Genomic DNA, 25,660 nt, shown 5'->3' with positions numbered 1-25,660 from the left:
TACTATGACAGCCGCTGCTATCGAAAAAGAAAACAAGGAGATTGCCAAGCAATACAAAGAATTGCTTCGCATCAGCTATCAGACCTTGACCGATGAGGACAAGAAGCTGATACGCTCCGCGTTTGACGTGGCCGTTGATGCACACAAAGACCAGCGGAGGAAATCGGGAGAAGCCTATATTTTCCACCCCATTGCAGTGGCCAAGATCGTTGCATCCAAAATTGGATTGGATGCCGTTTCCATCGCTGCGGCCCTTTTGCACGACGTGGTAGAGGACACTCCCTACACCCTTGCCGATATTGAACGAATGTTCGGGGAAACCGTGGCTAGGATCGTAGACGGACTTACCAAGATCGCCCACCTTAAAAAGGACATGGACATCAGTCAGCAGGCAGAGAACTTTAGAAAAATGCTGTTGACACTCCATGATGATGTGCGGGTAATCATTATAAAAATTGCGGACCGTTACCACAATATGCTCACCATGGATTCCATGCCAGAGCAAAAACAGGTGAAGATCGCATCCGAAACACTCTACATCTATGCTCCCCTGGCACACAGGATAGGGCTTTACAATATCAAGACGCATCTTGAAGACCTTGCCCTTAAATATACTGAACCTGAGGTCTATAACGACATACGCGCCAAGATCGAGGATACGGAAGAAGAAAATCTTGCCTACATCGAGGCTTTTTCGGATGTGATCCGAAACTCTCTGGATAAGGAAGGACTCAATTATTTCATCAAAGGTCGGATGAAATCCATTTTCTCCATCCGAAGAAAGATGAAGACCCAGAATGTTTCTTTTGATGAGGTGTATGACAAGTTCGCCATCAGGATCATATATAAATCCGACAGGAAGAACGAAAAATTCCTAGCTTGGAAAATCTATTCCATTGTAACTGACCACTTTACACCAAACCCGGTCAGGTTACGCGATTGGATCACCTCTCCAAAATCCACTGGTTATGAAGCCCTTCACATTACCGTGATGGGCCCCAAAGGAAAATGGGTAGAAGTACAGATTCGAAGCGAACGGATGCACGAAATTGCTGAAAAGGGTTATGCCGCCCACTTTAAGTACAAACACGGAGACCAAAAAGAACAGGGTATTGAGGAATGGCTGAATAAACTTCAGGAAGCCCTTGAAAGTGCCAATGGCAACGCCGTTGACTTTGTGGAGGAATTTAAATTGAACCTTTACGCCAAGGAAATCTTTGTATTTACACCTAAGGGAGATTTAAAATCCATGCCCAAAGGTGCCACCGCACTCGATTTTGCCTTCAACATCCACACCGAAATCGGCATGAAGACCCGTGGGGCAAAAGTCAATGGTAAATTGGTTCCACTAGGCACCCAGCTTCGCAGTGGGGACCAAGTAGAAATCATGACTTCCGAAACGGCAAAACCTAGTCAAAGTTGGTTGGACTACGCCAATACGGCCAGGGCCAGGGCCAAAATCAAATCCTCTTTGATGGAAGAGAAGAAGGAAGTGGCCGACGAAGGCAAGGAAATCCTTCGAAGAAAGTTGAAATCCCAAAAGATTGTACTCAACGAGGATACTGTCAATAAACTGGTGAACTTTTTCAAGCTGAAAACCAGTTTAGATTTGTTCTATAGGGTCGGAATCGGGGTTATCGATAATGATAAGTTGAAGGATTTTGCCTCATCGTACCATAATTCCTTCATCAATTTCTTCAAGAACAAGATTCGTAAGACCCCGGTTCCCAAGGATATTGACAAGGACGAAATCACCGTCAAATATGACATGCTCGTTTTCGGTAAGGAAGAGGAACGTCTCAATTATAAATTATCGCAATGCTGTAACCCCATCCCAGGAGATGATGTATTTGGATTTGTGAGTGTAAATGATGGTATAAAGGTGCATAAAAAGAACTGTCCCAATGCCATTGCCCTGCAATCCAACTATGCTTATCGTATCATCAGTGCCAAATGGATAGATTCCACCCAAGAAGAATTCTCCGTTGATATAGAAATTACAGGTATCGATAACCTAGGTTTGGTGAAGGACATCACCAAGATCATCTCGGAAAACATGCACGTAAACATGCGAAACCTGAACTTTTCTGCCGATGGCGGCACATTTAAAGGCAAAATCACATTGGTGGTCAAAAACAACACCATCCTGAAAAAGCTTATTGATAATTTAAAGCAGGTTGAAGGGATCGACAAAGTGTCCAGAATTTAATTTTTAGCTGTACCTTTGTACATTAGCTTAGGTAGAAAGCCATGAACAACAACAAAAATCAGGAAATTGTAAAAAATGTGTTCACCGCATTCCTTGAGGAAAAGGGACACCGCAAGACCCCTGAGCGCTACGCCATACTACAGGAAATTTACGATAGTGACGACCATTTTGATGTGGAATCCCTCTATATCAAAATGAAAACCAAAAACTACAGGGTTAGTCGTGCCACCCTTTACAATACCATAGAATTATTGTTGGAATGCAAATTGGTACGCAAGCACCAGTTTGGCAAAAACCAGGCCCAATACGAGAAATCCTATTTCGACCGTCAACATGATCACGTAATCTTGACCGACACCGGCGAAGTGGTTGAATTTTGCGATCCTCGCATCCAATCCATAAAAAAAACAATTGAGGAGGTTTTTGACATCAAGATCAATAACCACTCCTTATATTTCTACGGAACCCGTAACAAAAAAGAAGAAAACCTAACCGAATAACCCACATTTTACATGGTAGATTTATTGCTTGGACTCCAATGGGGAGACGAAGGAAAAGGAAAAATTGTTGATGTACTGACCAAGGAATACGATATCATCGCCAGGTTTCAAGGAGGTCCAAATGCGGGTCACACCTTGGAATTTGATGGTATAAAACATGTACTGCACACCATACCCTCCGGAATATTCCATAAAAATGCCATCAATATTGTGGGGAACGGAGTAGTGATCGACCCCGTAATCTTTAAAAGGGAATTGGACAATCTCGGTAAGTTCAACATCGATTTTGTATCCAAACTCCTTATTTCCCGTAAGGCCCATTTGATCCTGCCAACCCACCGATTATTGGATGCCGCTTCGGAAGCTTCCAAAGGAAAAGCCAAAATAGGTTCCACATTAAAAGGCATAGGTCCAACATATATGGACAAAACCGGCCGTAACGGAATGCGCGTCGGGGATCTTGAATTTGACGATTGGAAGACCAAATACAGAGCATTGGCTGATAAACACGAGGCCATGATCGACTTCTATAATGCCGAAATTGAATACAACCTTGCCGAATTGGAAGCAGAATTCTGTGTAGGTGTGGAAGCATTGAAAAAATTGACCTTTATTGATAGTGAGGAATACATTTTCAAGGCCCAAGCCGAGGGCAAAAAAATCCTCGCCGAAGGAGCACAAGGCTCTTTGCTCGACATCGATTTTGGTACCTATCCCTACGTTACCTCATCCAATACCACAGCCGCCGGTGCCTGTACCGGTTTGGGTGTGGCCCCCAACAGCATTGACCGTGTTATTGGCATTTTCAAGGCGTACACCACCCGTGTGGGCAGTGGCCCCTTCCCTACCGAGCTTTTTGACGAGGATGGTGCTACCATGGGTCGCGTTGGAAACGAATTTGGCGCAACAACCGGAAGACCTAGACGTTGTGGCTGGTTAGACCTTGTCGCTCTCAAATATGCTGTTCAAATTAATGGTGTTACGGAGTTGATGATGATGAAAGCAGACGTTTTGAGTGGATTCAAGACCATCAAGGTCTGTACTGCTTATGACTACAAAGGCAAAAAAATACAACATTTACCATACAGTATTGAAAGTGAATATGTTAAGCCAATCTATACTGAAATGAAAGGATGGGCACAGGACCTTACCAAAATGTCTTCCTCAACAGACCTTCCCGCTACGTTGAACGATTACATTGCGTTTTTGGAAGAGCAGTTGCAAGTGCCGATCAAAATTGTATCCGTAGGTCCCGATAGAACCCAAACTATCCACAGGTAAGCTTCGGTTTTTAGCGCATTTTTCAGTACCTTTAAGGATAATTTCCTGCAAAGGAGTTCGGCTTGTTTCTAACCGTTCCGCACATAAGAATTTGTCCAAAAACTGCTAAAATGAACAAACTATTGACCCTCCTTTTTTTGGTCGGGACATTAATTTCCTGTACTGAAAAACAAACAGCCTTATTGGTATCATCTCCCAGTGGAAGGAATTCCATCCAATTTCAACTTTCTGCGGATGGAATGCCTCAATATTGGGTAAACCATGGCGAAAAGATGGTAATCGACACCTCTACCATGGGGTTTGATTTCAATGATCAAGTTTCACTCAAAGACCACCTCAAAATCATTGGAAACACCACCAACACGGTGAACGAAACCTGGGAAATGCCTTGGGGTGAACAAAAAGATGTGGTGAACCACTACAACGAACTGAAGGTAGAACTGGAAGAGACACAGGCACCCAACCGAAAAATCAATGTATATTTCAGGGCTTATGATGATGGCATCGGTTTTCGATATGAGTTTTTACCCCAACAAGGGATCGATAGCATCATCATCATGGATGAAAATACCGAGTTTCAACTGACGGAGGACTATACCTCATTTTGGATACCCGGGGATTGGGATATTTATGAGCATCTTTATAACACCTCCAAAGTTTCGGAAATCGATGCCATAGCCAAAAGGAACAATGCCGACCTGGCCCAGAGCAACATTCCTGAAAATGCTGTGAACACTCCAGTGACCATGCGTTCGGATTCAGGGCTGCATCTTAGTTTTCACGAAGCCAACCTCACCGATTATGCGGGTATGACGTTAAAAGTGGACAATGAAACCCTAAAATTGACCAGTGAACTGGTGGGTTCCGACCGTTTGGGATACAAGGTGAAACGTGCCTTACCCTTTAAAACACCATGGCGGACCATCCAGATTGCGGACAAGGCTACGGAGCTTATCGATTCAAAACTCATCGTCAATCTCAATGAACCCAATAAAATTGGAGATGTAAGCTGGTTCAAACCCAAAAAATATGTGGGCATTTGGTGGGAAATGCACATTGGTAAATCCACATGGGATTATGCCGCTTCGCAAGACATGAATTCCTTTACAACTGATGCAAAACCTCATGGAAAACATGGAGCCACAACGGAAAACACCAAACATTACATTGATTTTGCGGCCAAAAACAATATTACTGGGGTTTTGGTAGAGGGCTGGAACACCGGATGGGAACATTGGATTGGTTTTGAGGACCGTGAGGGTGTCTTTGATTTCATTACCCCCTACCCCGATTATAACTTGGAAGAGGTGACCCGCTACGGAAAGGAAAAGGGAGTGGAACTGATCATGCACCATGAAACTTCCGCAGCCCCACGAACTTATGAGCAACAACTGGACACCGCCTACCAACTCATGCACAAATTGGGCATCCACTCCGTAAAAACCGGCTATGTGGGTAAAATTATACCCAAAGGGGAATATCACCATGGACAATGGATGGTGAACCATTACAGAAAAGTAGTGGAAACAGGAGCCAAGTACCAAGTGGCCGTGAACGCCCATGAGCCTATTAAAGCAACAGGGCTTCGACGCACCTACCCCAACGTGATTGCAAGGGAAGGGCTTCGCGGACAGGAATTCAATGCCTGGGCGTCTGATGGCGGCAACCCTCCGGAACACTTGCCCATCGTAGCTTTTACAAGAATGTTGGCAGGCCCAATAGATTTCACACCTGGTGTGTTTGATATTACGTTGCCCACCAAACCCAACAACCAGATCAACACCACCTTGGCACAACAATTAGCCCTATATGTGGTTATTTACAGCCCTATTCAAATGGCATGTGATCTTCCGGAGAATTATGAAAACCAGCCTGCATTCCAATTTATCCGCGATGTGGGTGTGGACTGGGACCAAACTGTAGTGTTGAATGGGGAGGTTGGTGATTTTGTGACCATAGCAAGAAAAGAACGTAGAACAGGTAATTGGTTTGTGGGCGGTATTACTGATGAAAAGGCACGTGAACTCAATATCAATTTTGATTTTTTGGATGATGGAACATCTTACGAGGCCATTATTTACAAGGATGCGGAAGATGCGAATTACAAGGATAATCCCACGGCAATTGCTATTGAAAAATTAGACCTCAAAAAGGGTTCCGATCTATCCGTACGCTTGGCCGAAGGTGGCGGATTTGCTATCAGTTTGATAAAAAAATAATTTTCCGGTAATTCACAAACCTTTCTAAAGGATATATGCCACTTTGCCCAAAAACCCTACTTTTGGGCAAAATTTCATGGATTTGAAAAGAATTTCTTTTTTGATACTGGTCCTTTCCTTTGTAGGAGCCATGGCCCAGCAAAAAGAACCAAAAACCGAAGGTAGGCAGATCAACATTGTCTATGGGGCCAATTTTACCAAGGATGAGGCCCAGTTCCCAGGTGCTTCCATATTTAGTCGGGATGATGAACGACAGGTACAGTTTGAACATCAAGGTGCCGACCTTTGGTGCGATATTGCCATTTTCTTTACGGAAGAGAATAAACTAAAGGCCATTGGCAACATACGCATGCAACAGGGCGATTCCATAGAAATGAACAGTGGCAAGATGGATTATGACGGTAACACCAAACTGGCCAAGGCATGGGAAAAAGTGGATTTGACCAACGGGCAGATGACCTTGACCACCGATACCCTGTACTTTGATCGAGAAAACCAGAAAGCCTTCTACAATTCGGGCGGGAAAGTTGTGGATTCTGCAAACGTTTTGACCAGTAAAGTGGGTACTTATTTCATGACCCCTAAAAAGTATCAGTTCCAAAGAAATGTGCATATAGACAATCCGGATTATATTATTGATTCCGAGCAGTTGGATTATTACACCACCTCCAAAAATGCGTATATGTACGGTCCTTCGACCATAACGGGTGAAGAATACAAAATCTATTGTGAGCGGGGCTTTTACGACACCAAGATCGAACAGGGATACGGCATCAAAAACACTCGTATCGACTACGACAACAAGATTATTGAAGGAGATAGCCTCTATTTTGACAAGGTCTCGGAGTTTGCCTCTGCCACCAACAACATCAAGATTACGGATACCATCAACAATGGGGTGATCAGAGCACATTATGCCGAGGTACACAAGGCCAAGGATTCCGTATTTGCCACCAAAAGGGCCGTTTCCATAAGCCTCGTACAAAAAGATTCCTTGTATATGCATGGGGACACCCTAATGGTTACCGGCAAGGAGGAACACAGGATATTGAGGGCCTTCAGGAATGCCAAATTCTACAAGACCGATCTGAGCGGAAAATGTGATTCCATCCATTTTGATGAGTCTACAGGGATTACCCAATTGATCAAGAACCCAATTCTTTGGAACGTGGACAATCAGATTACCGGGGATAGCATCCACTTGATATCGGACATGGAAACCGAAAAACTGGACTCCTTAAAAGTCATCGAGAACGCTTTCATCATTTCCTTGGACACCATTAGTGGAACGGGATACAACCAGGCCAAAGGAAAAGACCTGTTTGGCAAATTCATCGAAAATGAGCTGAAGATCATTGATTTGGTCCGCAATACCGAAGTCATTTATTACGTATATAATGATGATCAGGAACTGATCGGAATAGACAAGACCATTTGCAGTAAGATTAGATTGCTCATGGCGGACAACGATATTGAGGATATCACTTTTTTTGTAAACCCGGATGGCGATATTTTCCCTGAAACGGACCTGCCCGTGGAGAGCAGAAAACTGAAGGGTTTTGTGTGGCGGGGTGATGAACGGATCATGTCCAAGGATGAAATTTTTGACGAGGACGACAACAACATCCAATTGGTGAAAATTAGGGGCATTGACAATCCCATTGATATTGATGCAGAGGAAGAAGAACGCCAAAGCAACGAGAACGACCCTGTGAATTCAAAGGCAAACTCTCAGGCAACAAGACCCAAGCCCCAAACTGTCAAAAAGAAGGTACAGACCCCATAAATGCAAAAGGAAGATTTTTTCACATACCAGGCACAGACTTCACCACACCCCTTGGGAATGGAGGTTTCCCGAGCCAAGGGAAGTTATATCTATGACCAAGAGGGCCATGCGCATTTGGATTTTGTGGCTGGCGTATCCGCATGTGGTTTGGGCCATTGCCACCCCAGGGTAGTGGAAGCCATCAAAACACAGGTGGACCGATACATGCATGTGATGGTCTATGGGGAGTATGTGCAGCAACCGGCCGTGGAGTTTGCTAAATTATTGGCCTCCCAGCTACCCAAAAAACTGGAGACGACCTATTTGGTCAATTCGGGCACGGAAGCCATAGAAGGGGCCTTAAAATTGGCCAGAAGACATACGGGGAGATCGCAGATCGTTGCCGCCAACCGGTCCTATCACGGCAACACCACCGGAAGCCTAAGTTTGATGGGATTTGAGGAACGTAAAAGTGCCTTCAGGCCGTTGATGCCCGATGTGCGTTTCATCAACTTCAACTCTGAGGGAGACCTTGAAAAAGTCACCGAAAAAACCGCTGCCGTTGTTTTGGAGACCATTCAAGGAGGTGCGGGATTCATCCTTCCTCAAAATGACTATCTGCAAAAGGTAAGAAAACGTTGTGACGATGTTGGGGCCCTCCTGATCTTGGACGAGATTCAACCTGGTTTTGGGAGAACTGGAAAACTCTTTGCCTTTCAACACTTCAATTGCGTGCCAGATATTTTGGTCATCGGCAAAGGAATGGCCTCTGGATTACCGGTTGGTGCCTTTGTAGCCAGCAAGGACATGATGGCCAACCTGAAGGATCATCCCAAATTTGGTCATATCACCACATTTGGCGGAAACCCTGTGATAGCGGCTGCCAGTTTGGCAACTTTACGCGAGCTGACGGAAACAGAGCTTATTCCGCAGACCTTGGAGAAAGAAAAATTGTTTCGGAAGCTTTTGGTACATCCTTTGATTAAAGAAATAAGAGGCAAAGGTTTGATGCTCGCCCCTATTATGGAAAGCAAGGAAGTGGCCGATTATTTGGTTCTTGAAGCCGCCAAAAAAGGACTGATCCTTTTCTGGTTGCTGTTTGAGACAAAAGCGGTACGAATCTCGCCCCCTCTCACGATTTCCATGAAAGAAATTGAAGAGGGTTGCGACATAATCATTGCCCTGTTGAACAGCTATAAACCCAATGCTGTTAACTAATTTGTTGATAACATACCCAAATTTTGGACTTATTGAGGTAGGCAAAGGGTTAATTTTAAGTCCATAGTTAAACCAAAAACGTTCCTATGGCGTTAGATTCTAACGAGTATCCTGACAAATCCATAAGTAAATTCGAGTCCATGCTGAAGACAGATGACGTCTATTTCTTTGACGCGGAGGACTTTGAAGAGATTATTCACCATTACCTGAACAATGGTAAAATCTCCTTGGGAAAAAAGGCCATTCAAATTGGCTTGGAACAACACCCCAATTCCCTTGAACTAAAATTATTGCAGGTGGAAGTTTTGGCCTTTGAGGACAAATTCGATGCTGCAGAAAAGCTTTTGGATGAAATTCAGAACATAGATGCCCACAACGAGGAAATCTACATTCAACGGGCCAACATCCAATCCAAACAGGACAACCACCAAGAGGCCGTCAACCTATTATTGGAAGCCTTACATTTAACGGATGACACTTTTGATATCCATTCCCTTTTGGGCATGGAATACTTGTTCATGGACGATTACGAAAGAGCCAAGACCAGCTTTATGAAATGTGTGGAGTTTGATGACAGTGATTATTCCTCCCTGTACAATGTGGTCTATTGTTTTGAGTTCTTGGAGGATTTTGATGGGGCCATACATTACCTCAACGATTATTTGGAACGCAACCCCTATTCCGAAGTGGCCTGGCACCAATTAGGCAAAATGTACTACGCCATGGACATGTTCCCCGAGGCCCTCACTGCCTTTGATTTTGCCGTGATTTCCGACGATACGTTCATAGGGGCCTATTTTGAAAAAGGCAAGGTGTTGGAGAAGTTGGGCCGCTATAACGAGGCCATTGAAAATTACGAATCCACCATATCCATGGAAGATCCTACTTCCCATGCTTTTTTAAGATTGGGCAAGTGTCATGAAAAATTGGGGAACAATGATCTGGCCAAATATTATTATTATCACACTGTCCATGAAGACCCCTTGTTGGACAAAGGTTGGCTGGCGATAACCGACTTCCATTACAGGCAAAAAAATTACGAAAAGGCGTTGTACTACATCAACAAGGCGATTAACATTGATGGAGAAAACCCTTTGTACTGGAAAAAGGCCGCCAAGATTTATTTTGCCATGAACAATTTGGATGAGGCCGATTTTGCTTACAAACAAGCCGTAGATTTGGGCAACTATGAACTGGAAACTTGGAAGAACTGGTCAGAAGTACTGAAACAGATCGGTGATTTTGATTCGTCCATACAGGTATTGTTGCAGGGGCTTGAGTTTTATCCGGACAGTGCCATACTCTCCTATAAGTTGGCTGGCATGCACCTTAAGAACAAAGATATAGCAGAGGCAAAAAAAGCCTTGTCCGAGGCCATGGAAATGGATTTGGAGAAACTGCAGCTTTTCGATGAGGAATTCCCGGAATTCAGTGAAGTGAAATGGGTAAAGGCATTGGTTTCCAAAATCAAGAAAACTGCCAAATAGGGCAACCCATTTGCTTATATTTGCCACATGAAATCACGCCGATTACTGGATTATATATTCGTTACCCTTAAGGGTATGGCCATGGGTGCCGCTGATGTGGTCCCTGGAGTTTCGGGAGGTACCATCGCTTTCATCTCCGGAATTTATGAGGAACTGATCACCTCCATCAACAACATCGATTTTTCCTTAGTTACCGTTTTACGCAAAGAAGGCATCAAAGCGGCTTGGAACAAAATCAATGGCAACTTTTTAGTTTCCCTGTTCGTGGGCATTTTTATCAGCGTTCTTTCCTTGGCTAAGTTCTTGAGCTGGTTGTTGGAAAACGAACCGGTGTTGCTTTGGTCCTTTTTCTTTGGTCTGGTTTTGGCCAGTATCCTCTTTGTGGGAAAGGAAATCACCAAATGGAATCTGGGAACAGTGATTATATTTATCCTTGGGGCCCTTTTGGCCTATTTTATTACGGAACTGCCTGTTGGAGAAAACAGCGACAGCCTCCCCTACCTGTTCATGTCAGGGGCTTTGGCCATTTGCGCCATGATCCTTCCCGGTATTTCTGGGGCCTTCATTTTGGTGCTCCTTGGCTCTTACAAGACTATTTTGGATGCGGTCCATGAAAGGGACATCAAGATTGTGTTGACGGTTGGGCTTGGAGCTATTGTTGGGCTGTTGAGCTTTGCCAGATTGCTTAAATGGATGTTCAACCATTACAAGAACATTACCTTGGCACTGCTTACCGGTTTTATTTTAGGCTCCCTCAACAAGATATGGCCTTGGAAAAAGGTTTTGGAAACCAAGGTCTTTGGCGAAAAGATCGTGGTGGTGAGCGATATGAACGTATGGCCTGGCGCATTTGGGGGCGACAGCAAATTAATGCTTGCCATTATCCTAGCCATCATTGGATTTTCCCTTATTTTTATCTTGGAGAAGGCAGCTTCCAAAAAATAGGACAAACATCCGTTGGCCCATGCATCAACCGAGAACATTTCTGGACAATTTCTTTTTGATCATCAAAGGGCTATGTATGGGTGCGGCCAATAAGGTACCGGGAGTTTCTGGTGGCATTGTGGCATTTGTGGGCGGATTTTATGAAGAATTCATCTATTCCCTCCAAAAACTTAATTCCAAGGCGCTCAAACTACTTTTTAATGGCCGTTTCAAAAGTTTTTACCAATATACCAATGCCCAGTTTTTAGCTCTCTTGATCTTTGGTATGCTGGTGAGCTACTTTAGCGTGTCCCGTATTTTGGATTATTTCTTGGACCACAACGAAACCTTGGTCTGGGCCACTTTTTTTGGCATGGTGGTCGGTTCCATCTATCACATCGGAAAGGATTTTGATTCTTGGAACAAACGGACCGTTCCTGCCGGGGTTTTAGGTTTGGTCATCGGCGTTTCCATCAGTTTTTTAAGTCCCGCCAAGGAAAACGATAATCTTATTTTCATTTTTTTCTGCGGCATTATTAGTGTTTCTGGAATGACATTACCCGGTCTTTCCGGATCGTTCATATTGATTCTTTTAGGCAATTATGTATTGCTTTTGGTAGATTCCGTAAACGCCCTCTACGACACCTTCTCCGATATTTTTTCCGGGAATTTTGGGTTTTATAAGGATGCAGAACGCATGCAGACCTTAAAGATCCTGGCCATTTTCACCTTGGGATCCGCAACGGGTTTGGTCACCTTTTCGCATTTGCTAAGTTACGTACTCAAACATTATAAGGCCACCACTACGGCCGTGATCCTTGGTTTTATAACAGGATCTCTTGGCGTAATTTGGCCATGGAAACGTACGATCTTCAAGTTGGATGGAGCCGGAATTCCCGTAATGGACTCAAACGGTGACAAAATCATCCTCAACTACCAAAGATACCTGCCTCACATGAACAATGTGGAAACTTGGTGGGCTATCCTTTTTATTATCCTTGGGATTTTGGTATTATTGGTGCTGGATTGGTATGGAAACAACAGAAAAGCAAACAAACAGGTTCGGACTGCTCGGTAGGAATATCTCCTATTCATTCTCACAAGGCTATTTTACCCAAAAATTCAAGGATTTGGGATTATCAAACTATTCTTATGAAAATTTTGACATTCAGAAAATAGAAGAGCTGAAACACATCCTTTTGCAAGAAAATTTAAGGGGATTCAATGTCACCATTCCCTACAAAGAAGAAGTAATCCCCTATTTGGATGTTTTGGATACGGAAGTAGAGAAAATCGGGGCGGTCAACACCATCAAGATAACTGAAAAGGGTTTGAAAGGTTTCAACACGGATGCGTTTGGCTTTCAAAAATCATTGGAACCCCTTCTTAAGCCTCATCACACCAAAGCCTTGATTTTGGGTACAGGAGGTGCCTCCAAGGCCGTTCGGTTTGTTTTAGATCAACTGGGGATTACCAACACCTATGTTTCAAGACGACATAAAGCAGGACAACTTTCCTATGAAGAATTGGACCAGGCTATCATTGAAGACCACACTCTGATCATTAACTGTACACCCTTGGGCACACATCCCAATATTTCCGAAAAGCCGGATATCCCCTATGCATTCATCAGCGAGAAGCATTTGTTGTATGACTTGATTTACAACCCCGAAAAAACAATCTTTTTAAGCCTGGGAGAAGCACATGGTGCCAACATTTGCAATGGGCTCCAAATGTTAAAATTGCAGGCCGAAAAGGCTTGGGAAATCTGGAACACTCCCTAAAAAAGTACGATTGATAAAGGGATAGGGCCAATCCGTACATCAAAAATCCACCACAAAAGAAGAATCGATACTTTTGCAATTAGACGGTTTAATTTTGTTAAATTGGCTAAAGAATACCATCAATCAACAGGAAAAGAGACTACTAATGCAGGAAAATGAACGCAAACTTCAGCAAGCTGAAGGTGGGAAGGAGCAGACATCGGAGAACTTAAACACACATTTGGAGGAAAGCCCCAATTCCGAACCGAATGTGTCTACAGATGCCTTGCCTGATCAAACAGAAAATACAACTCCGGAGATAGTCGAAAGTGAAGAGGCAAAATCCGAGACAAGCTCCAATAATCCATCAGAGTCGACCAATGGATCGGACGATGCCATGGATGAAATAGATGAGTCCAACGCAGAGGATGCGGAGGATGCTGAAAACGAAAAGCGGCACTATATTCCCATGTTGGACTACCACTCCATGCCCCTTGAAAACTTGGTCGGGGAACTTCAGCGATTGGTAAAAAACGAAAAAGTACAGGCCATTGGCAGACATGTCAGTGCCATTAAATATGAGTTCGATCAAAAGTTTCAAGACTTCATCGAACACAAGAAAGAGGAATTTGTTTCCAAAGGTGGCAATGAAATTGATTTCAGGTATAACTCGGTCGCCAAACGACAATTCAACGAGGTATATTCTGAGTACCGAGAAAAACGTGACCACTATTACAAACAACTGGAACAAAACCTCAAGAATAATCTACACAACAGGTTGCAGATCATTGAGGAACTAAAAGGACTTATCGATGTTGAAGAGGATATCAACACCACTTACAACAATTTTAAAGACCTTCAGGAACGTTGGAAAAATGCAGGACCTATTCCCCGCACCAACTACAACGATGTTTGGCGCACCTACCATCACCACATGGAAATCTTCTATGATTTTCTGCATTTGAACCGAGAACTACGTGACCTCGATTTCAAACACAATCTGGAAGAAAAACAAAAATTGGTGGAGCGTGCCGAAGCTTTGGCGGGTGAACCGGATTTGAGCAAAGCGTTCAGGGAACTTCAGACCCTTCACAAAATCTGGAAGGAGGATATTGGACCTGTGGACAAAGAACACCGGGAAGAGATCTGGGAACGGTTCAGCAATGCCACCAAGGCCATGCACCAGCGTAGGCAGGAGCATTTTATGGAGTTGGAAAAAGATTTTGAAAAGAACCTTGAGATAAAACAGGGAATCATTGCCAACATTGTCAAGATTGCCGAAAATGTTGCGGACAACCACAGGGGTATACAAAAGCAGATCAAAGATGTTGAGGAACTGAGAGATGCTTTTTTTAAAGCAGGAAAAGTTCCGCAAAAGGTGAACGAGGAAACCTGGGGACATTTCAAGGATGCCGTTCGTAAATTCAACAGGAGCAAAAACTCCTTCTACAAAGGACAGAAAAAAGACCAACAGACCAATCTTGAAAAGAAAAAGGAATTGTTGGATCGTGCCCTTGCACTTAAGGATAGTGACGATTATGCCATAGCTACGCCAGAAATGAAGCGCATACAAAACGAATGGAAAAAAATTGGCCATGTTCCCCGCAAATATTCCGACAAGATCTGGAACGAGTTCAAAGAAGCCTGCAACCATTATTTTGATCGCTTACATTCCGACAAAAATGATGCGCAAAAGGAGGAATATGAAAACTTCGATAAGAAAAATGCCTGTTTGGAGCGCTTGAAAGAGTTTCAATTAAGCGGAGACAAAAAGAAAGATCTAGAAGCAATCAAAGCATTTTTGGCCGAATGGAAACAATACGGCAGGATTCCTTACAACAAAAAGCACATCAACGGAAAGTTCAACAAAATTGTGGATGCCCTCCTTAAAAAACTTGGGGTTGGCAGACACGAATCCGAACTGCTCAAATACGGTAACAAGGTACAGGAGTTGGCCAAAACGGAAGACAACTATGCCATTGGCAACGAAAGGGTCTTCATCAAGCGTAAAATAGATGAAAGCAAATCCGAAATCCGTCAGTTGGAGAACAACCTACAATTTTTCTCAGGGGATTCAGAGGACAATCCTTTGGTAAAAGAAGTGATCAAAAACATCGACAGGCAAAAAGAGGCTTTGCAGACCTGGAAGGAAAAACTGAAAAAACTCAACATCCTTGAACATAAATTGAACAAGGAAGCCGAAGAGGGTGAAGATAGCAGCGAAGAAGAATAACAGCCTTCATTTTCCGTTTTAAACTTTGACCTTTTAAATTCTTGTATCAGGAAAAATCCCACGAACCCATTTGAGACCGTCCATCCTATTTGTACAATTTTAAAAGATACTTGATCAAATCCGTTGTGGTCACAATGCCCACAAGTTTTCCATCGTCCACAATGGGCAAAGCATGAAATTCCTTTGAGGCCAATAGGTTGGCCACATCCTTAATTGTGGTATCTGAAGATACGCTTACCACATCACTGGCCATAACCTGAGGAATGGAAAACATGTTGTACACGATGGTATCCACATATTCTTCATGCTCATCGATGGCATCCGCGAAACTGATCCGTAAAAGATCGGTATAGCTCAACATCCCTTTGATGGAATCTCCTTTCACTACGGGAATGTGCCTGATGTGATGTTTTTTGAACAACCGCTCTGCCGTGACCAAGTCATCGGTGGTCTTTAAAGTGACCAATTTTTTGGTCATGATCTCGGAAACAGGAACATCATTTTTCATCTTCGCTGCATTTTAAAATCCATCTATGAAGTTACCTTGATTACCTTAAGTAAAGTATGATAATTGTCATCTGCAAGCACGGTAAACAAATCAAAATGAAACCTTGGAATTTCCTTTTTAAGATCAGCCGTGGATAAAAAAAGTACGTACACTTACTATTTTTAACAATACACCCCATTTTTTTGTTTAACTCTGTTAAAAAAATCAATTTTGAACAGCAAATAACCAACCATGTGCCCCCTATTATGAAAAATCTCATACTTCTTTTCACCCTTCTAGCTTGCTCCTTTATTGTTAAGGCGCAAGAATACTATGAAACCAGTTGGATCAGCGGAGAGGTAAAATACACCGCACTAGTGATTTTTTATGAGCAAGATGAAGCTATTGTTCGGGTAAAATACTATGCGAACGGAGCGGATAAATTGGCCAGCTTTTTATGTAAATATGAAAACTTTACCAAGGCCGATGGCACACAGGACCAATATTTGAACGGAAGTGATGCCATCATTGTGCGTGGCCCTGAAGGATCCAGTTATTCTGCGGACAATTTTTATGTTAAGATTTTGGGCAACAACAACTTTGAGGCGTATACCGTTGATGATAATGGCTTAGGTGGGAATGACATCACCCAATATATGAAACCCATGTTGTATTGGGTTAAAATGAACCCTGATGCCCTTACCAAAGGATACCTGGATGATTACTATAACGAGGACGAGCTACTGTTCAAACTGTTGACATACATCAACAAAGGCGAAGTGGAATACCCTACCAGTAACACCGCCATAACATCCATCACCATGGGCATGGACCATGAATACGATACCCCCCTTTGGTCGGTGGTCATGAGCAATTTGGGCAGCAAGGCCTATTCCGAGCAGAAAATAAAGGAATCTGCTACCTACCCGAGGGATTGGATCAAGGAACAATGGAATTTAGGCTATTACATTACTGCTGTGGAGTACGACTCAAACAAAAATACCTTTGTAGTGGTCATGAGCAAAGCCTATGGCATGGGACCTCAATCTTGGCAAAAATCAGATGTATTTCCAAAAGATTGGGTCAATACCAAGTGGAACGATTCTTATTACATAACCGAAATCACCTACGGAGGTGGGGAATGGTATGTGGTCATGGACAAGAACATTGGTTATACCGCCCAACGCTGGAAAACGAATTATGATCTTCCAAAAGATTGGATTACGGAAAATTGGAACGATGGCTATTCCATTACCTCGGCAACTTACGGAAATGGATTGTGGGCCTTGAGTATGAGTTCAGGCTCCAACCTGGGCCTTCAAACTTGGAAGACCCAATACGAGTATCCCATCGATTGGATCCGGGAACAATCTGACAAAGGTTACAAAATCACAACGGTGGCTTATGGAAACAGCATGTGGTTCGTGGTCATGTCCGATGGATCAACCCATGGCTCCAACCGATCAACCAGCAACTACAATGACCTTCCTGTGGATTGGATCATTAACAATGCCAATTAAAGGAACAGCTTTACTTGGCCACATTAACAGCCCTGGTCTCCCGAATCACCGTTACCTTTACTTGACCCGGATAGGTCATATCCGTTTGTATTTTTTGAGAAATTTCAAAGGATAGCTCGGCCGCTTTGTCGTCGCTTACCTTTTCACTTTCCACAATTACACGAAGCTCCCTACCTGCTTGGATAGCATAGGCTTTTTGTACACCGTGGAACCCGAAAGCAATGTCTTCCAAATCCTTCAAACGCTGGATATAGGAATCCAACACTTGTCTTCTGGCCCCAGGTCTTGCCCCGCTAATGGCATCACATACCTGAACGATAGGAGCAAGCAAAGTGGTCATTTCAATTTCGTCGTGGTGGGCTCCAATAGCATTGCAGACTTCTTTCTTCTCGCCAAATTTTTCCGCCCATTGCATACCTAAAATAGCGTGCGGTGTTTCCACCTCCACTTCGGCCATGGGCACCTTACCTATATCGTGCAACAATCCGGCACGTTTGGCCAGTTTAGGATTAAGACCCAATTCAGCTGCCATTACACCACAAAGCTTGGCCACCTCCCTGGAGTGCTGCAATAGGTTTTGTCCGTACGAGGAACGATACTTCATTCGACCCACGGCTTTTATCAACTCTGGATGTAGACCATGAATTCCCAAATCAATCACGGTACGTTTACCGATTTCCGCAATTTCCTCGTTGATTTGTTTCTCGGTCTTTTTCACCACCTCTTCAATTCGAGCGGGGTGGATCCTTCCATCGGTCACCAACCTGTGTAAAGAAAGACGAGCTACCTCTCTTCTCACGGAATCAAAACAGGAAAGGATGATGGCTTCCGGGGTATCGTCCACGATGATTTCCACCCCAGTGGCCGCCTCAAGGGCACGGATATTTCTTCCTTCACGACCAATGATTCGTCCTTTTACATCATCAGATTCCAAGTTGAATACCGAAACGCAGTTCTCTACTGCTTCTTCGGTACCAATACGTTGAATGGTGTTTATCACAATTTTTCTGGCCTCCTGCTGTGCAGTAAGCTTTGCTTCCTCTAACGTGTTCTGCAGATAGGTCATGGCATCCGACTTAGCCGTTTCTTTCAGGGATTCCAACAATTGGCTTTTGGCCTCCTCAGCTGAAAGTCCGGAAATGACCTCGAGCTGTTGCACTTGGCTTTTGTGCAACTTCTCCAGTTCGGATTGTTTCTTTTCAAGGATTTCGCTTTTATAATCCAATTCCTTGATCTGTTCTTGAAGTTGGTCGCTCAGCTTTTTGTTCTTGGCCAATTCACTGCTCACTTGAGATTCTTTGTCGCGGGTACGCTTTTCAGCCTCGGCTATTTTTTTATCCTTGTGGATGATGACCTTTTCATGCTCGGCTTTTAGTTCCAAAAACTTTTCCTTGGCTTGGAAAATCTTGTCCTTTTTTATGGTCTCCCCTTCCTTATTGGCTTCTTTAAGGATGTCCGCAGCCTCTTTTTTGGCATTGGCTATGGTTTTGGATGCCTTGCCCTTCTCCATCATCTTGGCAATTGCGAATCCAATCGTCAGCCCTACAACAGCTGCTGCGATTATAAATATGATAGTATCCATGTTTGATAGTGTTTAGTTAAAAAAAAAGCCCACATTGACCGAAGTTTTGTACAAACTCCATATTACAGGTTTAGGGCTACCAGGCTGATCAAGAATCCCTATACAAGTAGGGCCTGCTTTTACAACCCAAACTCACCCTCTTGAATTATAATAGCGTTGAGTTTGTCAAAAAATATTTACCAATGTGGGCAGTAACAATATTTTATTTTAAAGAACTTATTCCCCCAATTTTGAATATACCAGTTCGTCCAATGCTTTGAGTCGCTGTAGGGCGGCTTCATTATTTTCCGAACTTTCTATTCCACCTTGCTCAATTTTAGAAGCAAACTGTAAGGCACACATTGCCAAAACATCTTGTTTGTCCCTGACCGCGTAGTTCTGTTCGAACTTTTTGACCAGATTTTCGATGTTTTTGGCGGCCTTACGTAAGCCCTCTTCCTGCCTGGGATCTATCGTTAATGGATATACCCTATCTGCGATCGAAAGCTTTATTTTGAGCTTCTCATCCATAATTCTGGCACAGGTTAATCCGCTAATTTGGCAATGCAAACATCCAGTTCGCGAATCAATGTATTTATCTTGAGCTTAGCCTCAGTTTTACTAGCATTACTACCCAGCATCGTGTTCACCATCTTCAGGGAATTATATTTTTCCTCCCATTCTACAAGAGCTTCTTCCTTGAGCTTGCTTTCTTCCCTAACCAGGTCCAATTCTTCTTTCAACTTGGTGTTTGTTTTGTGCAATAGCTCCATTTTGTGCAGCAATTTGCTCACCTTGTTCTCCAAAGAATCCACAATCTCAACAAGTTCGCCCATAGATGCAAACAACAATACGTATTACACAAAGTTAACTATCCTAGGATAACCTCGCAATACTTTTTAGATTAATTCTTAAAGCTTAGCTTTAAGTCCAAACCAAGGAAAATCCCTTTTCATAAAACAAAACATTGGTTACTTTCGTATGTAATTATAAAGTACAGTATGCGCCTTAACTTTTTAGTCTTCTTTTTTCTTGCTATTAAAATACTTCTGGCACAGGATAATTACCCAAAGGATGCCTTTCAGTCGCCACTGGAAATACCCTTGGTACTTGCCGGTACTTTTGGAGAATTGCGTTCCGATCATTTTCATTCGGGAATCGATATTAAGACCCAACAAAGGGAAGGCTTGCCAATTTTGGCCGTTGCAGATGGCACCGTGGTTCGGATACAGGTCTCCCATTGGGGGTATGGCAAGGTAATTTACGTGGCCCATCCCAACGGATATACTTCCGTGTACGGGCACCTTAAAAAATTTGGCCCTGAAATAGAAGAATATGTTAAAAGGATGCAATACAGCAAACAGTCCTATGAAGTGGAGATGTTCCCGGATTATGGGGAATTGAAAGTGACCAAAGGCAGTGTGATCGCCTACTCAGGAAATACCGGTAGCTCAGCCGGCCCGCACCTGCACTTTGAAATCCGAAGCAGTGTAACCGAGAAACCAACCAATCCGCTACTCTACGGATACGAGGTTCGGGATGCCACCAATCCCACGATATTGGGGCTTTTTGGTTATCCATTGTCAGATGCGGCGCTAATCAATCAAAGTGCAAAAACCGTACAGATCAATTTCACCAAACAACCGGACGGCTCTTTGCTTGCCGACAAGGTTATTGCTTTTGGAACCATAGGTTTTGGCATCAACAGTTTTGATCGTCAGGATTTGGCCGCCAACCAAAACGGCGTGTACTCGGTAAAGCAGACGGTCAATGGCCGGGTCTATTCCGAATTCGACTTTGAAACCTTTTCCTTTGCAGAGACGAGATACATCAACACTTTGATCGATTATCCGTATTTCTATAAAAACAGACAACGCATCCAAAAATGTTTCAAGGAGCCCTACAACCATCTGGACATTTACAAATCGCTCTACAACAATGGCAAGATCGATGTTGAAGAAGGCATGTCATACCAGGTGGAACTGCTCATTTCCGATATTGAAGGCAACATGACCAAATTGATCATTCCAGTGGAAGGCAAGCAAGAAGTGGAAAAAGTAGTCAAGGAAGATCATCGTACCGAAGATTTCATTTTGGCGGACAAACCCAACAATTTTGATCTAGGTGCGGCCAAAGTGTATTTTCCGGCCAACACCTTTTATGAGGATTTTTACATCGACCTGAAAAAAGGCAACGACACTGTTACCATTCACGATAATAGTGTGGCTGCACATCGGAATTTCACCATCAGCTTTGATCCATCCAAATATCCATTGGAGGAAAGGAAGCAATTGTTCATCGCTCATTTGGACGACAAGAAACGCCCCTCCTATTCCAAAACCTACAAGCGTGATGGTTCATTCACAACCAGAACCCGTACTTTAGGGACCTATACCCTGGTTCGGGACAGTGTTCCCCCTTCCATCCGTCCTAAAAATTTCAAGGAAAAACAATGGCTGAGCAATTACAGCTATTTAAGTCTGATCATAACCGATGACCTGAGCGGCGTGGATACGTACAATGCCACATTGAATGGGGAATGGATCTTGATGGAATATGAACCAAAGACCAACACCATCACCTACAATTTTGATGACAAGATCTTGAACACCAACGAATGCGAGCTTCAGGTAACGGTAACGGACAACGTTGGGAACTCCAACACCTTTACCAGTACTTTTTTCCGGAAATAACCGTACTTTTGCAATCGCTCATCAATCAGCCAACCTGTTTTTAAAAACCAATTGGACCAGCTTTTTGGTCATGATTAGTTTAATACATTCTAGATGAAAAAAATTGTCTTCGTCTTTGTTCTATTGGCCAGCGCACTGGTTTCGGCACAAAAGAACATTTATGAGAACACCAAGTTTGACGAGCTTACCGAGGACCATAATATATTGGCTATCATTCCATTCATTGCCCACTTGGAACTAAAGCAAACGGTTAACCATGACGAATTGAAAGTCTTGGCAAAAAAAGAAGGGTATGCAGTTCAAAATGCGTTGGAAACTTATTTTGCCAGACGCAAGAAGCGCAAAAAATTCAATGTGGACTTTCAGAACATCCACAATACCAACGCCATTCTGGCCCAAAATGGAATCGATTACAACAATATAGATACGTACACAACCCAAGAACTCTGCAAGATCCTGGAAGTGGATGGCATCATCAGTGGCAACTTGAACCTGAACATTTTGCTTTCGGAAGGAGTACCCACGGATTTCAGTTTTATGGATTACTTCAGTGGGGATGCCAACTACGGCAGGATCGGACTGAAGATCAGTGATGGCAATACCGGCAAACTTCTTTGGAAGTATGAAAACGGCATCACCAAAAAAACCGGTAAGAACACAAACGAGCTCATTGATAAAATGATGAGGACGGCTTCTCGGAAATTCCCTTATGACAAGGAAAAGAAAAAGAAGAACAAGGACTGATCAAGAATTGGCGTATTCCTTGAGCACCTGTACTGTATAATCCACATCTTCCCTGGTATTGTACATGGAGAATGAGAACCGCAAGGAAGGTTTGTCCATTTCTTCCGGGGATAAAATTTCGGCAAGTACATGGGAACCTTGATCACTCCCTGATTGGCATGCACTTCCCTTGGAACATGCAATTCCTTTCATATCCAAATGAAAAAGCAGCATCAAACCTTTCTGTTTATCAAAAGGCAACCGCACATTGGCCAAGGTATAGGTACTTTTTTCCAAGTCACCGGACCATCCGTTAAAAATGGTACCGGGAATTTCCTGCCGTACCTTTTCAACAAAATAGCGTTTTAGTTCCCTTACGGCATTGGTCTCTTCTTCAAGATGTTCATACGCTTTCACAAAAGCTTCTTCCAAACCAACAATGTTATGGAAAGGTTCTGTTCCTGCTCTAAATCCCCTTTCCTGGGCACCGCCGACAATCAAGGGTTTCAATCCTGAATTTTTTCTGATAAAGGCGAAACCGATTCCTTTTGGGCCATGGAATTTGTGGGCGGCGGCCGTCATAAAATCGATATGTACCGATTGCACGTCCCAAGCGTAGTGCCCAATGGATTGCACGGTATCGGAATGGAACAATGCCCCATATTGTTGGCAAAGTTTACCAACGGAAGCAATGTCCGTAATATTTCCTATTTCATTGTTCACGTGCATTAAGCTGACCAGCTTTTTAGACCCATCCTGTTGCAAAAGGCTTTCCAAATGCTCCATGTTCGGGTTCCCTTCCGAATCAAGACCTACGTACCAAACCGCAATACCGTACTCCCTCTCCAGTTCTTCCACGGTATGTAGTACGGCATGGTGCTCAATTTTGGAAGTGATAATGGTCTTCACCCCTAAATCGCGCACTGCACAGCGCAAGATCATATTATCGGCTTCGGTCCCTCCAGAAGTGAAAATAATTTCCGATGGTTGTGCGTTCAGGGTCTTGGCTATGGTTTTTCTAGCTTGTTCCACCGCGGTTTTTGCAGATCGTCCAAAACTATGGGTAGAGGATGGATTCCCATAATGCACGGCAAGGGCCTCTTGCATTCTTGAAATCACCTCATCCCTCACCCTCGTGGTCGCCGCATTGTCCAGGTATACTTTTTGCATGGTCAAGTCGTCATTTTAACGGTGCAAAAGTACGGGAAATAAAGTTAATTTCCTTTAAAGTCAACATTACGATTGGGCAATTCAAAAGGAATTGCTTTAAATTTGGAACATGGGAAAATATTTCATTTTGGCCTTATGCTGCTTGGCCCTTTTTTCTTGCAGTGATGGCGACCTACAGATAGAGACCATCGACTTTGATAGTGTTTCACTCCAATACTGTTCCGCCCCGGTTGCGACCACCAAGAACATTCTATTCAAGATCAACGGGGATGAGGCCCTTATTCTTGAATTACAAAGCGGGGTTTTGAACAAAGGAGTCGTAGGCGACACGATCGTAACCCAGAGCACAATTTCCAGCCAATCCCAAGTTACCTATCGTATATTCAATGACGATGTGGATAACAGCTATTTCTGTGATGATATCCCCACTGTGGATCCCGTAGTCCTTGAGGAAGTAGAGGCAGAAGACGGACTGGTGATCATTGAAACTTATGCCGATACCGACGGGACCAATTTTGTGCACAATATCAGTTTAAGCGGGGTTTCCTTTGTTACCGGAAGCGGAGAAAGAATCACCAATCTGACCATTAGTGATTTTGGGGAAGTGACTACCGCAATTCCTTAGGGAACATTCTGAAAAATATAGACTTCCGTAGCACCCAGACCATATTTTTGATAGTCGGCGTCATAGTATTTGACGTTGTCATATTTGTTGAAAAGATATTGCAACTCGTCCTTTAGGACGCCCTCTCCCACCCCATGGATAAAAACCATCTTTTGAATGCGTTTTTGGATCGCAAAATCCAGTTGGCGCTTGGCTGTTTCCAGCTGTATGTTGAGCATTTCAAAATTATTGAGACCCTTTGTGGATTTAACTAACTGATGAATGTGCAAGTCCACTTCCATTTTGGGCTGGTTGCGATCCTTTGGCTTTTTATTGACAGTGTTTCTCCGTTTGGGAACCTCCTTTTCTTGCTTGATTTGGGAAACTTCCAAATTGGAGACTGAAATTTTACCGTGAACCTTCACCAAATCCTTTACGTGGTATTTCATTGGGAAACCATCCTTTGTGACCAACGTCACCATATCCCCATCAATGTGTTGCACAATACCTTTTATGGCCTCGTCCAGCACCTCTGCCCTATCTCCTATTGAAAATTTGTCCATATCCCATGTTCGTTCAAAAAAATGACCACAAAGTTAAACCAGTAAACAAAAATAATAGTATTTTTCGGCTGTTACAGACTAAGATGCACCTACAACCAACCATATTTGCCCTCAGTTTAGAGGATTATATGCTGCCTTGCCTCAACAAAAAACTGTTTGGGGTTGATTGCCCAGGTTGTGGCATGCAGCGTTCGGCAGATCTTTTGTTGCACGGGGAATTTTTGGCCGCTTTCCAAATGTATCCCGCCATTTATCCCATCATTATGTTGCTCCTTTTTTTGAGCACCACCTTGTTCGTGAAACTCAAATATGCCCAACAAATAAAAATGGTACTTATGCTACTGGTGGCAGGGACCATCATTGTCAGTTATATCCTAAAAATGAATAACCTTTTTAATTAAAAACTTGAAATTATGGAACAACAAAAACTTCCAAATGCAACACTTATAATGGTCTTCGGAATCATCTCCATTGTAACCTGTTGTTGTTATGGGGTACTTGGATTGATCTTTGGTGTGATTGCGTTGATCTTGGCCAACAAGGCAATGAAACTCCATGCTGAAAACCCGGATATGTACGAAGGTCTATCAACTGTAAAAACAGGAAGAATTTTGGCCATCATAGGTATTGTATTGAATGTTTTATACCTATTGATGTGTATTTGGGCCATTTCAACCTTTGGATGGGAAACCTTGCAAGACCCACAAAAAATGCAAGAACTTTTAGAACAATATCAATAA

The 25,660-nt window shown here is 43.3% G+C and carries 23 protein-coding genes and 1 other RNA gene; 17 read left to right on the top strand and 7 right to left on the bottom strand.

Annotation, left to right across the window (positions count from 1 at the left end; all coding sequences use genetic code 11):
• The first annotated feature begins 4 nt into the window (after positions 1-4).
• The 11 genes from GTK07_RS14135 to GTK07_RS14085 all read left to right on the top strand — a co-directional run bounded on the left by GTK07_RS14135 (position 5) and on the right by GTK07_RS14085 (position 15,599).
• Positions 5-2,209 carry a RelA/SpoT family protein gene (locus tag GTK07_RS14135; protein ID WP_163635898.1) on the top strand — a complete coding sequence of 735 codons (2,205 nt, stop codon included), beginning with the start codon at positions 5-7 and terminating at the stop codon, positions 2,207-2,209.
• Between the two features lie 41 nt (positions 2,210-2,250).
• Entirely contained in the window at positions 2,251-2,709 is a 459-nt protein-coding gene (locus GTK07_RS14130) for a Fur family transcriptional regulator (RefSeq protein ID WP_163635897.1), read from the top strand.
• A 12-nt stretch (positions 2,710-2,721) separates the two neighbouring features.
• Positions 2,722-3,990: an adenylosuccinate synthase gene (locus tag GTK07_RS14125; RefSeq protein ID WP_163635896.1), complete on the top strand. Its 1,269-nt coding sequence runs from the start codon at positions 2,722-2,724 to the stop codon at positions 3,988-3,990.
• A gap of 110 nt (positions 3,991-4,100) precedes the next feature.
• Positions 4,101-6,209 (top strand): glycoside hydrolase family 97 protein, encoded by a 2,109-nt coding sequence (locus GTK07_RS14120; protein WP_163635895.1) that lies wholly within the window; start codon positions 4,101-4,103, stop codon positions 6,207-6,209.
• A 76-nt stretch (positions 6,210-6,285) separates the two neighbouring features.
• Positions 6,286-7,995, top strand: a complete 1,710-nt coding sequence (locus GTK07_RS14115) for an OstA-like protein (RefSeq protein ID WP_163635894.1) — start codon at positions 6,286-6,288, stop codon at positions 7,993-7,995.
• Positions 7,996-9,192 (top strand): aspartate aminotransferase family protein, encoded by a 1,197-nt coding sequence (locus tag GTK07_RS14110; RefSeq protein WP_163635893.1) that lies wholly within the window; start codon positions 7,996-7,998, stop codon positions 9,190-9,192.
• A gap of 86 nt (positions 9,193-9,278) precedes the next feature.
• Positions 9,279-10,679, top strand: a complete 1,401-nt coding sequence (locus tag GTK07_RS14105) for a tetratricopeptide repeat protein (RefSeq protein WP_163635892.1) — start codon at positions 9,279-9,281, stop codon at positions 10,677-10,679.
• 27 nt (positions 10,680-10,706) lie between these two features.
• On the top strand, positions 10,707-11,624 hold the full coding sequence (locus GTK07_RS14100; RefSeq protein WP_163635891.1) for a polyprenyl-phosphate transporter: 918 nt from the start codon (positions 10,707-10,709) through the stop codon (positions 11,622-11,624).
• Positions 11,625-11,643: 19 nt separating this feature from the next.
• Complete coding sequence (locus tag GTK07_RS14095; protein ID WP_163635890.1) at positions 11,644-12,681, top strand: DUF368 domain-containing protein; 1,038 nt, start codon at positions 11,644-11,646, stop codon at positions 12,679-12,681.
• Positions 12,635-13,387 (top strand): shikimate dehydrogenase family protein, encoded by a 753-nt coding sequence (locus GTK07_RS14090; RefSeq protein ID WP_163635889.1) that lies wholly within the window; start codon positions 12,635-12,637, stop codon positions 13,385-13,387. The genes GTK07_RS14095 and GTK07_RS14090 overlap by 47 nt, the downstream gene beginning before the upstream one ends.
• Positions 13,388-13,532: 145 nt before the next feature.
• Entirely contained in the window at positions 13,533-15,599 is a 2,067-nt protein-coding gene (locus GTK07_RS14085; RefSeq protein WP_163635888.1) for a DUF349 domain-containing protein, read from the top strand.
• 85 nt (positions 15,600-15,684) lie between these two features.
• Here the strand turns inward: GTK07_RS14085 and GTK07_RS14080 are convergent, their stop codons facing one another.
• The gene (locus GTK07_RS14080) at positions 15,685-16,107 is read right to left on the bottom strand and encodes a CBS domain-containing protein (protein ID WP_163635887.1); all 423 of its coding nucleotides are present in this window, start codon (positions 16,105-16,107) and stop codon (positions 15,685-15,687) included.
• 245 nt (positions 16,108-16,352) lie between these two features.
• On the opposite strand from GTK07_RS14080, the gene GTK07_RS14075 reads away from it, so the two are divergent.
• A complete protein-coding gene (locus tag GTK07_RS14075) occupies positions 16,353-17,606 on the top strand; it encodes a DUF7477 domain-containing protein (protein ID WP_163635886.1) in 1,254 nt (417 codons plus the stop codon).
• A gap of 10 nt (positions 17,607-17,616) precedes the next feature.
• Here the strand turns inward: GTK07_RS14075 and rny are convergent, their stop codons facing one another.
• The 4 genes from rny to GTK07_RS14055 form a co-directional block, all read right to left on the bottom strand.
• Positions 17,617-19,188, bottom strand: coding sequence for a ribonuclease Y (gene rny / locus GTK07_RS14070; RefSeq protein ID WP_163635885.1), 1,572 nt, complete (start codon positions 19,186-19,188; stop codon positions 17,617-17,619).
• Between the two features lie 52 nt (positions 19,189-19,240).
• Positions 19,241-19,350, bottom strand: a non-coding RNA gene (gene ssrS, locus GTK07_RS14065) — 6S RNA.
• Between the two features lie 54 nt (positions 19,351-19,404).
• Positions 19,405-19,698, bottom strand: coding sequence for a cell division protein ZapA (locus tag GTK07_RS14060; RefSeq protein ID WP_163635884.1), 294 nt, complete (start codon positions 19,696-19,698; stop codon positions 19,405-19,407).
• A 14-nt stretch (positions 19,699-19,712) separates the two neighbouring features.
• Positions 19,713-20,003 (bottom strand): hypothetical protein, encoded by a 291-nt coding sequence (locus GTK07_RS14055; protein ID WP_163635883.1) that lies wholly within the window; start codon positions 20,001-20,003, stop codon positions 19,713-19,715.
• Positions 20,004-20,168: 165 nt separating this feature from the next.
• On the opposite strand from GTK07_RS14055, the gene GTK07_RS14050 reads away from it, so the two are divergent.
• Together GTK07_RS14050 and GTK07_RS14045 are read left to right on the top strand one after the other, a co-directional pair.
• Entirely contained in the window at positions 20,169-21,860 is a 1,692-nt protein-coding gene (locus tag GTK07_RS14050) for a M23 family metallopeptidase (RefSeq protein ID WP_163635882.1), read from the top strand.
• Positions 21,861-21,953: 93 nt separating this feature from the next.
• Positions 21,954-22,604, top strand: coding sequence for a hypothetical protein (locus GTK07_RS14045; protein WP_163635881.1), 651 nt, complete (start codon positions 21,954-21,956; stop codon positions 22,602-22,604).
• On the opposite strand, the gene GTK07_RS14040 is transcribed toward GTK07_RS14045, so the two are convergent.
• Positions 22,605-23,753 carry a cysteine desulfurase family protein gene (locus GTK07_RS14040; RefSeq protein ID WP_163635880.1) on the bottom strand — a complete coding sequence of 383 codons (1,149 nt, stop codon included), beginning with the start codon at positions 23,751-23,753 and terminating at the stop codon, positions 22,605-22,607.
• A 109-nt stretch (positions 23,754-23,862) separates the two neighbouring features.
• On the opposite strand from GTK07_RS14040, the gene GTK07_RS14035 reads away from it, so the two are divergent.
• The gene (locus tag GTK07_RS14035) at positions 23,863-24,378 is read left to right on the top strand and encodes a hypothetical protein (protein ID WP_163635879.1); all 516 of its coding nucleotides are present in this window, start codon (positions 23,863-23,865) and stop codon (positions 24,376-24,378) included.
• On the opposite strand, the gene GTK07_RS14030 is transcribed toward GTK07_RS14035, so the two are convergent.
• Positions 24,375-24,920, bottom strand: coding sequence for a Smr/MutS family protein (locus tag GTK07_RS14030; RefSeq protein WP_163635878.1), 546 nt, complete (start codon positions 24,918-24,920; stop codon positions 24,375-24,377). The genes GTK07_RS14035 and GTK07_RS14030 overlap by 4 nt on opposite strands.
• Before the next feature lie 83 nt (positions 24,921-25,003).
• On the opposite strand from GTK07_RS14030, the gene GTK07_RS14025 reads away from it, so the two are divergent.
• Both GTK07_RS14025 and GTK07_RS14020 read left to right on the top strand, forming a co-directional pair.
• Positions 25,004-25,321: a DUF2752 domain-containing protein gene (locus GTK07_RS14025; RefSeq protein ID WP_203583805.1), complete on the top strand. Its 318-nt coding sequence runs from the start codon at positions 25,004-25,006 to the stop codon at positions 25,319-25,321.
• 12 nt (positions 25,322-25,333) lie between these two features.
• Complete coding sequence (locus GTK07_RS14020) at positions 25,334-25,660, top strand: CCC motif membrane protein (protein WP_163635876.1); 327 nt, start codon at positions 25,334-25,336, stop codon at positions 25,658-25,660.

The sequence above is a fragment of the Flagellimonas sediminis genome (assembly GCF_010500845.1).
Classification (GTDB): domain Bacteria; phylum Bacteroidota; class Bacteroidia; order Flavobacteriales; family Flavobacteriaceae; genus Flagellimonas; species Flagellimonas sediminis.
The sequence above is the reverse complement of the archived record's forward strand: the minus strand, read 5'-3'. Positions and strand labels throughout refer to the sequence as shown.

Bases quoted from the DNA above. Each gene is read 5' to 3' on its own strand.
- GTK07_RS14090 (WP_163635889.1), top strand. From the start codon at position 12,635: ATGGAAACAACAGAAAAGCAAACAAACAGGTTCGGACTGCTCGGTAGG.
- GTK07_RS14040 (WP_163635880.1), bottom strand. From the start codon at position 23,753: ATGCAAAAAGTATACCTGGACAATGCGGCGACCACGAGGGTGAGGGAT.
- GTK07_RS14135 (WP_163635898.1), top strand. From the start codon at position 5: ATGACAGCCGCTGCTATCGAAAAAGAAAACAAGGAGATTGCCAAGCAA.
- GTK07_RS14050 (WP_163635882.1), top strand. From the start codon at position 20,169: ATGCGCCTTAACTTTTTAGTCTTCTTTTTTCTTGCTATTAAAATACTT.
- GTK07_RS14035 (WP_163635879.1), top strand. From the start codon at position 23,863: ATGGGAAAATATTTCATTTTGGCCTTATGCTGCTTGGCCCTTTTTTCT.
- rny (WP_163635885.1), bottom strand. From the start codon at position 19,188: ATGGATACTATCATATTTATAATCGCAGCAGCTGTTGTAGGGCTGACG.
- GTK07_RS14105 (WP_163635892.1), top strand. From the start codon at position 9,279: ATGGCGTTAGATTCTAACGAGTATCCTGACAAATCCATAAGTAAATTC.
- GTK07_RS14125 (WP_163635896.1), top strand. From the start codon at position 2,722: ATGGTAGATTTATTGCTTGGACTCCAATGGGGAGACGAAGGAAAAGGA.
- GTK07_RS14075 (WP_163635886.1), top strand. From the start codon at position 16,353: ATGAAAAATCTCATACTTCTTTTCACCCTTCTAGCTTGCTCCTTTATT.
- GTK07_RS14130 (WP_163635897.1), top strand. From the start codon at position 2,251: ATGAACAACAACAAAAATCAGGAAATTGTAAAAAATGTGTTCACCGCA.
- GTK07_RS14095 (WP_163635890.1), top strand. From the start codon at position 11,644: ATGCATCAACCGAGAACATTTCTGGACAATTTCTTTTTGATCATCAAA.
- GTK07_RS14080 (WP_163635887.1), bottom strand. From the start codon at position 16,107: ATGAAAAATGATGTTCCTGTTTCCGAGATCATGACCAAAAAATTGGTC.
- GTK07_RS14115 (WP_163635894.1), top strand. From the start codon at position 6,286: ATGGATTTGAAAAGAATTTCTTTTTTGATACTGGTCCTTTCCTTTGTA.
- GTK07_RS14110 (WP_163635893.1), top strand. From the start codon at position 7,996: ATGCAAAAGGAAGATTTTTTCACATACCAGGCACAGACTTCACCACAC.
- GTK07_RS14025 (WP_203583805.1), top strand. From the start codon at position 25,004: ATGCACCTACAACCAACCATATTTGCCCTCAGTTTAGAGGATTATATG.
- GTK07_RS14055 (WP_163635883.1), bottom strand. From the start codon at position 20,003: ATGGGCGAACTTGTTGAGATTGTGGATTCTTTGGAGAACAAGGTGAGC.
- GTK07_RS14045 (WP_163635881.1), top strand. From the start codon at position 21,954: ATGAAAAAAATTGTCTTCGTCTTTGTTCTATTGGCCAGCGCACTGGTT.
- GTK07_RS14060 (WP_163635884.1), bottom strand. From the start codon at position 19,698: ATGGATGAGAAGCTCAAAATAAAGCTTTCGATCGCAGATAGGGTATAT.
- GTK07_RS14030 (WP_163635878.1), bottom strand. From the start codon at position 24,920: ATGGACAAATTTTCAATAGGAGATAGGGCAGAGGTGCTGGACGAGGCC.
- GTK07_RS14085 (WP_163635888.1), top strand. From the start codon at position 13,533: ATGCAGGAAAATGAACGCAAACTTCAGCAAGCTGAAGGTGGGAAGGAG.
- GTK07_RS14120 (WP_163635895.1), top strand. From the start codon at position 4,101: ATGAACAAACTATTGACCCTCCTTTTTTTGGTCGGGACATTAATTTCC.
- GTK07_RS14100 (WP_163635891.1), top strand. From the start codon at position 10,707: ATGAAATCACGCCGATTACTGGATTATATATTCGTTACCCTTAAGGGT.
- GTK07_RS14020 (WP_163635876.1), top strand. From the start codon at position 25,334: ATGGAACAACAAAAACTTCCAAATGCAACACTTATAATGGTCTTCGGA.